4 protein-coding genes and 1 tRNA gene are annotated in these 13070 nt (G+C 65.7%); 2 read left to right on the top strand and 3 right to left on the bottom strand.

The window, feature by feature from the left end; genetic code table 11:
- Nucleotides 1–3825 (bottom strand): Ig-like domain-containing protein (locus AC1RRV_RS13140; protein WP_492860109.1); only part of this gene is annotated, 3825 nt, incomplete at its 3' end.
- Nucleotides 3826–4817: 992 nt separating this feature from the next.
- Here AC1RRV_RS13140 and AC1RRV_RS13145 point away from each other — a divergent pair.
- Nucleotides 4818–6413 carry a pectate lyase gene (locus tag AC1RRV_RS13145; RefSeq protein WP_492860110.1) on the top strand — a complete coding sequence of 532 codons (1596 nt, stop codon included), beginning with the start codon at nt 4818–4820 and terminating at the stop codon, nt 6411–6413.
- Nucleotides 6414–6763: 350 nt separating this feature from the next.
- Nucleotides 6764–9127 carry a glycosyl hydrolase 115 family protein gene (locus AC1RRV_RS13150; protein ID WP_492860111.1) on the top strand — a complete coding sequence of 788 codons (2364 nt, stop codon included), beginning with the start codon at nt 6764–6766 and terminating at the stop codon, nt 9125–9127.
- Nucleotides 9128–9216: 89 nt separating this feature from the next.
- Here AC1RRV_RS13150 and AC1RRV_RS13155 read toward each other — a convergent pair whose 3' ends face one another.
- Both AC1RRV_RS13155 and AC1RRV_RS13160 read right to left on the bottom strand, forming a co-directional pair.
- On the bottom strand, nt 9217–12264 hold the full coding sequence (locus AC1RRV_RS13155) for a TonB-dependent receptor (RefSeq protein WP_492860112.1): 3048 nt from the start codon (nt 12262–12264) through the stop codon (nt 9217–9219).
- A 601-nt stretch (nt 12265–12865) separates the two neighbouring features.
- Nucleotides 12866–12956 (bottom strand) — tRNA-Ser (locus AC1RRV_RS13160).
- Nucleotides 12957–13070 lie beyond the last annotated feature (114 nt).

Genomic DNA, 13070 nt, shown 5'->3' on the forward strand with positions numbered 1-13070 from the left:
GGCCACAGCGCCGCTGACCGGGTCGACATTGTCGGCCACGCCCGTGATCGACGGCGCGTCCGGGGCCACCAGGTCGATGGTGACGCCGTAGGTCCCCGAGGCGGTGCTGACATTGCCCGCCGCGTCCGTGGCCGTCGCCGAGAAGCTGTGCGCGCCCGTCGCCAGGGTCGGGGTCGTGAACGACCACAGGCCCGAGTTGTTGGCCGTCGTCGTGCCCAGCAGGGTGGCGCCGTCATAGACGCTGACGGTCGAGTTGGCCTCGGCCATGCCGCTCAGGGCCAGTTCGGTGTCGTTGCTGAAGCCGTTGTTGGCCACCACGCCCGCTTGCGGGTTGGTGTTGTCGATCACGCTGGTCAGGGTCGGGGCCACCGGCGGGGTGGTGTCCACCGCCAGGACGTAGCCGGCCGAGGCCACGCTGACATTGCCAGCCGCGTCCGTGGCCGTCGCCGTCAGGGTGTGGACCGCCTGGCTCAGGGCCGAGGTCGTCACCGACCAGGCGCCCGCGCCGTTCGCCGTGGTCGTGGCCACCAGCGTCAAGCCGTCATAGATCTTCACGACCGCATTGGCTTCGGCTGTGCCCGACAGGGTCGGGGTGGTGTCGTTGGTCGGACCGCCGTTGGCGACCGAACCGGTCACCGGCGACACGTCGTCCACCGCGCCGGTGATCGCCGGAGCCGTCGGCGAGACCGTGTCGACCCTGACCACGTAGTCGGTCGAGGCCGCGCTGACATTGCCCGCCGCGTCCGTGGCCTTGGCCGTCAGGGTGTGGTCGCCGTCCGACAGGGCCGTGGTCGTGTAGGTCCAGGCGCCGGCGCCGTCCGCCGTCACCGTGCCCAGCTTGGTCGCGCCGTCATAGATGTCGACGGTGGCGTTGGCCTCGGCCGTGCCGGCCAGGTCCAGGGTCGTGTCGTTGGTCCAGCCGTTGGTCGCGACATTGCCCGTCACCGGGGCGGTGTTGTCGCCCGCCGTGGCGATGGTCGGCGCGATCGGCGAGACCGTGTCGACCTTGACCACGAAGTCGGCCGAGGCGGCGCTGACATTGCCGGCCGCATCCGTGGCCTTGGCGGTCAGGGTGTGGGTGGCGTCCGACAGGACCGTGGTCTTGTAGGTCCAGTCGCCCGAGGCGTCGGCCGTGACCGTGCCCAGCAGGGTCGCGCCGTCATAGACGCTGACGCTCGAATTGGCCTCGGCCTTGCCGGCCAGGTCCACCTGGTTGTCGTTGGTCCAGACGCCCGTGCTCAGCGAACCCGTCACCGGGCCCACATCATCCAGGCCGCCCGTGATCGTCGTACCCGTCGGCGCGGCCGTGTCGACATTGACCGTATGGCTGGCCGAAGCGTCGCTGACATTGCCGGCCAGGTCCGTGGCCGTGACGGTGAAGACGTGCGGAGCGTCGCTCAGAGCGCTGGTCGTGTACGACCAGCCGCCGCTGGTGGCGACGACTTCGGCCACCTTGGAGCCGTTGTCATAGATGGCGACGGTCGAACCCGTCTCGGCCGAGCCGCTGAGCAGCAGGCTGGTGTCATTGGTATAGCCGTTGTCCGACACACCGCCCATGACCGGCGCGGCGTCGTCCTGGACGCCGGTGATCGACGGGGTCGCCGGCTTGGCCGTGTCCACATTGACCACGAAGTCGGCCGAAGCAACGCTGGTGTTGCCCGACGCGTCGGTGGCCTTGGCGGTCAGGGTGTGGGCGGCGTCCGAGAGCGTGCTGGTCGTGTAGGTCCAGGCGCCGGCGCCATCGGCCGACACCGTGCCCAGCAGGGCCCCGCCGTCAAAGATCTCGACGGTCGCGTTGGCCTCGGCCGTGCCGGCCAGGGCCAACTGGTTGTCGTTGGTCCAGCCGCCCGTGACCACCGGACCCGTCACCGGGCCCACATTGTCCGTGCCGCCCGTGATCGCCGGGGCGACCGGAGCCGTGGTGTCGACGGTGACCGTGTAGGCGCCCGACGTGGCGTTGTTGCCGGCCGCGTCCGTGGCCTTGACGGTGAAGCCGTGGGCGGTCTGCGACAGGCCGGTGGTCTGGAAGGTCCAGGTCGAGCCGGTCACCGTGGCCAGGCCCAGCGAGGTCGCGCCGTCGAAGACCTCGACGGTCGAGCCGGCCTCGGTCGCGCCGCTCAGCAGCAGCGAGGCGTCGTTGCTCTTGCCGCCGCTGGCGATGTTGCCGGTGGCCAGGGCGACGTTGTCCTCGGCGCCGGTGATCGTCGGCGTGGTCGGAGCGGTCGTGTCGACCTTGACCACGTAGCCCGCCGAGGCGACGCTGGTGTTGCCGGCGGCGTCCGTGGCCTTGGCCGTCAGGGTGTGGGTCGCCTGCGACAGGGCGCTGGTCGTGTAGGTCCAGGCGCCGGCGCCGTTCGCCGTCACCGAGCCCAGCTTGGTCGCGCCGTCATAGATGTCGACGGTCGAGTTGGCCTCGGCGGTCCCGCTCAGGGTCGGGGTGGTGTCGTTGGTCCAGCTGCCGTTGGCGACCGCGCCGGTCACCGGAGCGAAGTCGTCCTGGGCGCCCGTGATCACCGGGGCGTCCGGAGCCGTGGTGTCGCCGGCGCCGACGGTGACGGTGAACGAGCTGCCCGAGGCGCTCTTGTTGCCGGAGGCGTCGACTTGGTAGGCGGTCAGGGTGTGCGTGCCCGTCGCCAGCGTCGAGGTCGTGTAATTCCAGCTGTCGTTGAAAATACCCGTGCCGGCGGTGCCGAGGAAGGTCGAGCCATCGTAGATCGCGACCGTACGGCCGCCAACGCTCCAATCGATGGTGCCCGAGACCTTCAGGTTCGCGTCGTCGGTCGTGTCGCCGCTCTTCAGATTGCCCTTGCTGGGGCCGAAGTCGTCGGCGACCGTGGTGATCGACACGTTGTTGGCGCCGGGGCCGGTGGTGTCGACTTCATAGTCGAACTTGCCGCTGGCCGGGCCCTTCTCGCCGTACGAGTTCACGATGTAGGCGTAGAGGTCGTGGTCGCCTTCAGAGAGCGTGGGCGTGGTGAACGTCCAGGTGTTGCCCGCTTCGAAGATCGTGTAGCCGAGCAGCGTGCTGCCGTCGTACACGCCGATCATGTCACCCGCCTTGCCGTTGGCGTACGTGCCATGCAGCGTCAGGGTGGTGTCGTCGCTGACGCCGTTGTCATTGATCGTGCCGGTATAGATGCCCGCGTCGTCGGTGCCGTTGCTGATCGAGACCGTACCCGTCGGGTTCGTGGTGCCGATGTCGAGCGTGAAGCTGTTGGACGAGCCGCTGACGTTGCCGGCGGCGTCGGTCGCCTTGGCCGTCAGGGTGTGCGAACCAGCCGCCAGCGAAACATTGGTGGTGATCGACCAGGTGCCGTCGCCGGCGACGGTGCCCGTGCCGCGCGCCGTGGCGCCTTCGTACAGGGTGATGGTCGCGCCGACTTCGCCGGTGCCGTGGTAGGTCGGCGTCTGGTCGTTGGTCAGGTTGCCGTCGATCAGGTCACCCGTGAGGGCGTCGACGTTGTCGACGGCCTTGGTGATGACAGGCGCGCCCGGCGCAGCCGTGTCGACAGTGACCGTGAAGGCGCCGGTGGTGTTCAGCAGCGTGCCGCCGGTCCCGGTTCCGCTATATTCTCTCACGGTCAGGTTATGGAGGCCCGACGAGAGCGCCGGCGCGGTGAAGATCCAGTCGCCGTTGTTGTTGAAGAGGGTTTGAGAGGCGATGAGGGAGCCGCCGTCGTACAGCGCATAGGTGCGCGTGTTGGACCCGTTGGTGTTAATATTGACCACAAAAGCAAGCGTGGTGTCGTTGGTGCTTGCGCCGGAAGACAGGACACCGGTGTTCGGGCTGACGCTGTCGGTAACGCTCGTGATCGAAACGCTCATCTCTTAATCCCCTTTTCCCACCTGCGCAGTGGGCGCTAACCCGCGCCCCACCGGCGCCAAATCCCCTGTTCCAAAATGGGACATCGGGGACCCTGTTGTACTCAACCCTAGGCAAGGGCCGTGCCACGACGGCGAAGCTCCGGCTTGGGGCCGGGAAATTCGGGTCGCGGAAAGCAAGGGAGGGAGATTTCGCGTGGCCCCCGAAACGGCAGGCCTCAACGGCCTCGTTCCAGGTTTCCCAGAACCACAGTGACACCCCCGCCCCAGCTCACGCCAAAGCTTAGTCGATCGACGTTATGCCGCTGAAGGCGTCGTTAATCAATCCTTAAAATTTACAGATAGTTAATAGTTAATAAAGTCGACATGCCGACGAAAGAATTCATCCCTTCCCAACATAGGCGAACATATGCGGGATAGCGGAACAATATACGTGCGCTTATCTTGGTTATGTTCTGTAGAACCCAAAAACGGGATCGAACCGCTTTAAATTGTCACCTGACATTATTTCTGTAGTGGCGCGACATAGTCTGGATCGGTCGCGCCAGCTTCAACCCTGGCGATAGCACCACATTTGATCAGGTCATTTTCAATCTAATCACCGGTAAGTCTCCGGATCGAACAGCCGCGGCGCACTCTGCCTCTAACTGGCCTTTGGACGGGCAGCGGTGATCAAATAAATGATGCTCGCCATCGAGTGGGTGTCGCGCCAAAGGCAAAGCTTGCAACGATCTTCGCGACGATCAGATGAGCCAAGACGCCCTCCCCCGTTCGCCACCTCCCCGGGATTCGATCGCCCGCATCGGTTCGATATGAAAACGAACGGCCGCGCCGGAGGAAGCCGTCGCCTTTTCAGGACAACACCACCCGCCTAGCGAGAATCTGACCCATAAAGTGACGCTTGGGGTCGTCGACGTGATCGTCGCTCGCCCGCCTGGATCAGGCGCGTTAAGGGTCGATCACGACCGGCTCCAACTCGACCCCCGAGGTGCACCTTGCTCGACCGCCGCCAATGGCTCGCCGGCGCCGCCCTGGCCGCCATCAATCTAGCCTCGAGCGCTCACGCCCAGGCGACGTCCGGGGTCAATCGCTCTGACGTCCTCGACGCCATGCGCAGGGCGACCCGGTTCATGACCGAGAAAGTCGCGGTCGAAGGCGGCTATGTCTGGAGCTACCTGGCGGACATGTCGCGCCGCTGGGGCGAGATGGAGGCCTCCCCCTCCATGATCTGGACCCAGGCCCCGGGCACGCCCGAGATGGGCCAGATCTTCCTGGACGCCTATCACGCCACCGGCGATGAGCTCTATTACGACGCCGCCGCGAAGGCCGCTGAGGCGCTGATACGCGGACAACACCCCTCGGGCGGCTGGAACTACATCATCGACTTCGCGGGCGAAGCCTCGCTGAAACGCTGGTACGCCACCATCGGCAAGAACGGCTGGCGCCTGGAGGAATTCCAGCACTACTACGGCAACGCCACCTTCGACGACCATGCCACGGTCGAGTGCGCGCGCCTGTTGCTGCGGCTCTATCTCGAGAAGCGCGATGCTCGCTACAAGGCCGCGCTGGACCGAGCGATCGATTTCGTCCTGGCCGCCCAGTATCCGTCCGGCGGATGGCCGCAGCGCTATCCCCGCGCGGCCGAATTCAAGAACCACGGCCGCCCCGACTACACCGGCTACGTCACCCTCAACGACGAAGTGGCCGAGGAGAACATCGATTTCCTCCTACTGGTCTTGCAGCAACTCGGCGAGGAGCGGGTGCGCGAGCCGATCCAGCGGGCCATGGACTGCTACATCAAGCTGCAGCAGCCGGCGCCGACGCCCGGCTTCGCCTTGCAATACACTCCCGACGATCTCAAGCCGGCCGCCGCCCGCACCTACGAGCCGCGCGCGATCTCGCCCCACACCACGGGCGCGGCGCTGGTCAAGCTGATGGACTTCTATCAGCTGACCGGGGATCGCAAATATCTGGCGCGCGTGCCGGAAGCGATCGATTGGCTGACCAAGGTCGAGGCCCCGAAGGCGGCCTGGAGCGGCGGCCGCAACCACTTCCGCTATGTCGAGGAAGGGACCAATCGCTTCATCGCCGTGCATCGGCGAGGCTCCAACGCCCAGAACGGCGAGTACCATGCCGACTACGACATGCGCGGCGCGATGGCCGAGAAGCACGTCAACACCGCCGCCCTTCGGGCCCGCTATGAGCGCCTGGCCGCCACCGCGCCCGAGGTCGCCACGCGTAACTCGCCGCTGAAAGGCGGCGGACCCAGTCTGCTGCCGCGTTATGTCGTCGTGCGCGTGGCGGGCTCGGATCTCAACATCGACACCTCCCGGGCGGCGACCGTGGCGAACCTGGTCTCGGGGCTGAACGCCGAGGGTTACTGGCCCGTGGAACTGCGCACGACCAGCCATCCGTACCGAGGCGACGGTCCGTCGACTCCGCTCACGGGCTTCGTCGATCGGGGACAGGTTGGCGACGCCTGGGACACCTCGCCCTTCACCGAGCCTACGGGTCCGATCGGCATCTCGACCGGTACCTACATCAACAACATGAGCGCTCTGATACGCCACGTCGCGACAGCCACGGATTGAGGGCAATGCCGACCGGCCGGCGAACGAAGGCGGCGCCGCTATTAAAGTGAGAACGACCGCCCGTCGATTGCGCTCCCACAAGATGGATGTACTGTTCATTTTATGGGAGCGCCTTCCGGCGCGAAGCTCGGTCGGCCCTGATGTCGTTTCGGTCCTACGCCCGCCGCTTGGTGCGCATCGCCTTGCTGTCGGCGCTGGCCGCAACCGCGAGCGCCACGTGTTGGGTTGAAGCTCAGGCTGGTCCCCAGGCTGCCCCCCTACTGGAAGAGAGGCCGTCGCGCGGGGCCACCCGCATCGCTGACCGGGCCCAAGTGGCTGAAATCCGGGTCGAGCGGAGCGCTCATCCCGTCGTGGCCATCGCCGCGAACGACCTGGCCGAGGACCTCCACGCCGTCACCGGCCTGCGCCCCACGATCCTGGGCGGCAAGGATCCCGCCATCGGCGCGAGCGAAATCTGGATCGGCACGCTGGGCGCGGACCCGCGTATCGACCGACTGATCGCCACCGGCAAACTCAAAACCCACGACCTGAAGGGCGCCTGGGAGAGCTATGTCATCGCCACGGTTCCGGCTCCGGCGCCTGGCGTGAGCTCGGCTCTTGTCGTCGTGGGCAGCGACCCGCGCGGCACGGCCTATGGCGTCTACGAGCTTTCGCAGGCCGTCGGCGTTTCGCCGTGGAACTGGTGGGCCGACGTGCCCGCCAAGGTCCGGACGAGCCTCTACGCACCCGAGGGCTCGCATCGCTTTGGCCCGCCCTCGGTGAAGTACCGGGGGATCTTCATCAACGACGAGGACTGGGGCCTGCATCCCTGGGCGGCGCGCACCTTCGATCCCGAGCTCGGCGATATCGGACCCAAGACCTACGAACGCGTCTTCCAGCTGCTGCTGCGCCTGAAGGCCAACACGCTGTGGCCGGCCATGCACGCGGTCAGCGGCGCCTTCAACAATCGCCCCGAGAACGCCGCATTGGCCGCGCGCTACGCCATCGTCATGGGCTCGTCCCACGCCGAACCGATGCTGCGCAACAATGTCGGCGAATGGAAAGCCGGCGCGGACGCCTTCGATTACACCAAGAACCGCGACGGCGTGCGGGCCTATTGGGACGAGCGCGTCCGCCTGAATGCCAAGTTCGAGAACATCTACACCCTGGGCATGCGCGGCATCCACGACAGCGGCATCGTCGGACCCAAGACGGTGGAGGAGAAGCGCGCGGTGCTCGAGCAGGTGTTCGTGGACCAGCGCGCCATGATCGCCGCCCACGTCGACCCCAGGATCGAGCGCGCCCCGCAGGTCTTCACGCCGTACAAGGAGGTGCTGGATATCTACGACGCGGGCCTGAACGTGCCGCCGGACGTGACCCTGGTCTGGCCGGACGACAACTTCGGCTACATCCGCCGCCTGCCCAACGCCGCCGAGAGGGCCCGGCCCGGCGGGTCGGGCGTCTACTACCACCTGTCCTACCTCGGCGCGCCCCTGTCGTACCTCTGGCTGTCGAGCACGCCTCCGGCCCTGATCTGGGAAGAGATGTCGAAGGCCTATGAGCAGGGCGCGCGGAGGCTCTGGATCGCCAATGTCGGCGACATCAAGCCGGGCGAACTCTCACTGGACTTCTTCCTGCAGATGGCCTGGGACCACGAACGCTGGACCGCCGAGACGCTTCCGGCCTTCTTCACGCAGTGGAGCGCCACACAGTTCGGCCCGGCCCACGCCCTCGAAATCGGCCAGATCCTCGCCGAACACCATCAGCTCAACTTCGAGCGCCGCCCCGAGCACCTGCAGTGGTGGCTGCCTGGCGAACGGCCGCGCATGAGCAGCTGGACGAGCAAGGAAGCCCAGGCGCGGCTGGATCGCTTCGACGCCCTGACCGACAAGGTCTCTAAGCTCGAGGCCCTGACCCCGTCGGAACAGCGGGACGCGTTCTTCGAACTGGTCGCCTACCCGGTCAAGGCCGCGGCGCTCGCCAACACCCGCGTGCTCCAGCTTGAAGCCTATCGAAAGATGATGGAGAGCGACCTGCACGCGGCGCGCGTCCACGCCTTCGCCGCGCGCCAGGCGGATGAAACGATCGCGGCGCTCACCCGGCGCTACAACGAAGAGGTGGCGGGCGGTAAATGGCGTCACCTGATGGCGCAGGAGCCGGCCGACCCGCTATGGCCGAGCTTTCGGACCTCTCCCCTGGCCTTGCCCGCCCCCGGACTGACCGAAGCTCCCGCCGATGGGCGGTCGCCGCGCCTGCCTGGAGACGCCGCCCAGCGCCCAGGTCTTGTGATCGAAGCGGAGGACTTCACACCGATGGGGGGCGCGACAAAAGACTGGACGCTCGTCCCAGGCCTGGGTCGCGGCGCCGGCGCGATGCGTGCGTCAGGAGCTTCGACGCCCCTCACCTATCGGGTCAAGCTCGATCGGCCCGGCGCCTGGCGGGTGCGGGTCGACATACTGCCCACCTTCCCCCTGGCGGATCAGGCGTCGCTGTCGGCGGCGATCGCTTTTGACGGCGGGGAGAAACACTCGGCGGATTTCGCACGAAAGGTCGGCGGTCCGCGCTGGGCCTGCGAAGTGCTGGACAATCTCGCCAGCGCGATCATCGAGACGCCATCGGTCACGGCGGGCAATCACACAGTCGCGCTGTATGGGCTGTCGCAGGGGATGGTCATCGATCGCATCACGCTCATTCCGCCTGACGCCAAACCCGACCCAGGCTGCTCGGCGCGATAGGTTCGCCCGCCGCGATCGGGACGGAGAACAACGCTGTGCGCGCGGCGTAGGATCGACCTCGCCGCGCGCATGGGATGTCGCACCAACGCCTAGAAGCGCATGCTTAGCCCGGCGGTGATCCGGCGATCCGTAAGCCCTTGGAAGCACAGGAGCGCCTTGTTGTTCACGCAGTATTGCACCTGGTCGCCGCGAAGAAGATTGGCGCCCTCGAGGCCCAAGGTGAAGCGATTGCCGAGGGCATAGTTGAGGCTGGCGTTGAGCTGTCCTCGGGCGCCGTTGATAAGCGGCAGGCCGAAGTAGAACGGGTCGTCGGACACGTAGCTGGAGCGCCAAGTGTAACGCACCCGAGCATTGAGCCCGTATTTGTCATAGAACAGCGTCGCATTGTACGCGGTCTTCGACAGATTGGTCAGCGTGATCAAGTCCTTGGAATTCGGCTTGCCCAGCAAGGTGAAGATCGTCCTCGGACCATCCGCCGCGCGATACTCCTTCGCATTGCCGCCCGACTTCTGAAGGGTGACGTTGCCGATGACACCAAAGCCCGAAGCCCAGCCGATCCGGTCCTCCCAGGCCGAGAAGTCGTGCTGGAAGGCCAGCTCGATACCCGACTGCGTCGTCTCGCCCTGCACGTTGAAGGTCGAGCTCAGCGGGACGCAGATACCAACGCCCTGTATCGGGCTGTTGATGTTGCGATTGGCGATGGGGTTGTAGATGCCGCCGTTTTCGCACGGCGGGGTGATGTCGATATTGAGCTGACCGTTGATCAGGTTGGGCGCCGGGTCTTCCTGTCTCGCGGCGAACAGATTGCCGCGGATCTTGTGGAACAGGCCGATGCTCACCAGGCTCGACGGCGCGAAATAGTATTCGCCCGAGATGTCGAAGGACCAGACGGTCTCCGGCACCAGCTTCGGATTGCCGACGGCCACCGGCGTGTTGGCGCCCGTGCCGAAGGACAGCGACGTCGAAAGCTTATCGAAGTCCGGACGGCGGATGTCGCGCGCCGCGCCGAGGCGGACGAGCAGCTTTTCGGAGGGCTCCACCACCAGGCTGAAGCGCGGCAGGTAGACGTCGTACGAGCTGTTCTCGACGATCTGGGTGGCCGATGTAGCGCTCGACACGTTGTTGCCGATCGAGGTGATCTTGGTGCTGACCCAGCGCAGGCCCGCATTGCCCCGCACCGGCGCGCCGGCGATTTCGGTCTTGATGTTGGCTTGGACGTAGAGGGCGTTCGTGGTTTCGCTGATCTTGAAATAGCCGGCGGCGGACTCCGTCGGCGCGGCCAGCGATGGGAGATCGGATCCGGTCGTCTTGGCGCTGTTGCTCGCGACGATCGCGGAATTGAGCGCGGCCAGGACCTTGGCCGGATCCTTGAAGGAGGCGTTGGGATCGATCAGCAGGAAGTCCGGGAAGAACAGCGTCCGGTCGTCAGCCGCGTTGAAGTTGTTCGGCCCGGGGCTCAGGACGCCGGAGAACAGGTTTCCGGACGGTCGGTTCCAGGCCGTCGTCGTGTTGGTGTAGCTCACATTGTTCGTGACGACGTCCTTGATCGCCGACGTCTTGTTCCAGCGGTAGCCCGCGTCGATCGAGGCGACAAACGGCAGGATGTGCGACGTCTCGTAAGAGAGGTCAGCGCGCGCGGCCTTCTCCTCGTTGTCGGCCCTGTCGTCGTTTTGCGCGACCTGTTGAAGCTTGTAGTTCTTCGGATCCAGCAGTTCCGCCTTCGTCGGCGCGAACGGGCTGGCTTGATCCATCCCAAATTGCAGCGTGCCGTTCCTCAGGTCGAAGGCCAACGGCACGCCGTTGTCGAGGCTCCTGGCAAAGGCAGGCTGAGGCCCTCTTGGATTGATGAAGTCCAGGGTCGTCGAGAAATTGGGGAAGTGGGACTTGGACGTCGACAACGCCGCTTCAGCGCGCACCGTCAGGCGGTCGCTGGCCTGCCACTCCGCGCCGAAATCCAGAACACGGCTTTTGGTGACGCGTGAGCCGGTGTCGCTCGATGTGCGCATGTTCGGGTCAACCACCGCCCCGGTGACGCCGGCGATGCCCATCGTGCCGGCCAGCGCCGCCTGCACGGACCCAAGATCCAGCGGCCCGCCGGGGCCGTCGAGCGTTCCGAAGTCGACGGTCTCGAAGTCTGTATTGTTGGTCGTATCGACCACGCCCGTGGCTGAAACGCCGGAGATCTGAACTCTGTAGCTGTGTTGCGCGCGCTCCTGATTGTTGAGCGTGCTGTCCAGATAGAGCCTCAGATTATCGGTCGGCTTCCACTCCAGCGCGGCCGTGCCATTGTAGGTTTCATACTCATAGTTCTCCTGCCCCTGCTGGAAGAACTGGATCCGCAGGAACGGAAAGGATTTGGCGCTCGGGCTGGAGCCTGGCGTCACCAGGGCGTCACGATCGACCCGAGGGTTGAAACTGGCGACGTCCTGCCGGGCATAGCTGCCGCTCACGACGAGGCCGATCTCGCCGACGGGCGTATCCCACCGATCGCCAAGGGTGCCCGACAGCCGCGGCAAGGTCGATCGAGACAGGTCGCTGCGCTCGCCTTGCGCCCGAGCCGCGATCAGGGGCCCATTCAGGCTGAGGGGCCGGATGGTGCGCAGATTGATCGTGCCGCCAACCGAGCCCTCGACCGTCTGGGCGGTTGAAACCTTGGTCACCTCGACGGAGGAGATCAGCGCCGCCGGGAGATCATCGAAGCTGATCCCGGAGCGGCCGGAACCGGAGCCGACCGTCGAGACGCCATTGATCTCGACCCGGTTGGCGTCTGTCCCCCGGATCTGGACGGCGTTGCCGACGCCAGCCTCGCGGGTAATCTGGATGCCGGTGACATTCTCCAGGACCTCGGCCAGATTCTGGTCCGGAAGCTTGCCGATATCCTCGGCCTTGATCACCTCCACCAGATTGTCGGCGTCGCGCTTTTCCACGAGCGCGCTCTGCAGCGAGCGCCGAATCCCGGTGACGACCACTTCCTCGACCGTCGCTACGCCCTTGTCCTGCTCCACACTCTGGGTCGCGACCGCCTCCGCGGCGGGCCTCGCCTGTGCGTGAGCGTCGATCGTGGTCAGCGGCAGAGCGATACCGCACAGGAGAGACGCGCGAAGCGCGCGTCGGGCCAGGCGTGGCTGGTGGATCATCGGTTTCCCCTCCTACGACCCGTCGATACGCGGGTTTACAGAGAGGCTTGCCGATTGGCGGCACATTGTCAACCATTTGGCCAGCTGATTGCTCGGCCAAGTGGTCAGCCAATTTTAGCGATGGAAGCGCCTCTCGCGACCCCGATGGCCCGAAACCTCAGGCCTACCCGCCCGGCGCCTACGACTCAAAGGGGCCATCTATCTCGATCAATTTCAAATACAGGCCTACCCTTCAGCGATGCCGAAATGGTCGACCAATTTATCTACCAAATAGGCCGGATGTCGAAACGACGGCATCCGTGATGGCGCGGCAAGCGACGCCCCGATTCTGGTCAACGAGGTGAAGGTCCCGGGCTGGGGCCCAGGCCGTTGGCGCCCCGCGCGGCGCAAGAAGAGAAACCGAAGTCCGCCCCCGCCTGGTCTGGCTAGGCGCAGGGAGCGGCGCTCCATAGCCCTAGGCAGGCAGTTCGGGGTCCAGGGTGGGACAGAAAAGCCCCGGCCTCTTCCGGCGCTCGCTCACGACGCAGGGAAGAACCGCCGCTCGATCGCCCGAAAAGCGACCTCGTTGCGATTTTACAATTAAATCAATGCATTGAGGGGGTGGCGGAGACGGAGGGATTCGAACCCTCGATACCCTTTTGAGGTATGCCGCTTTAGCAAAGCGGTGCCTTCAGCCTCTCGGCCACGTCTCCTCCTGAGAGGGAGCGGTTCGATAGCCTGTTCGCTTCGACATGACAACGGCGATGTAAGGAAAATCTCGCCGTTAACGCGGCGCTCAGACGGCCACGCTAAGTTGAACATGGTTT

This window comes from Caulobacter sp. GW821-FHT11E10 (genome assembly GCF_058808375.1).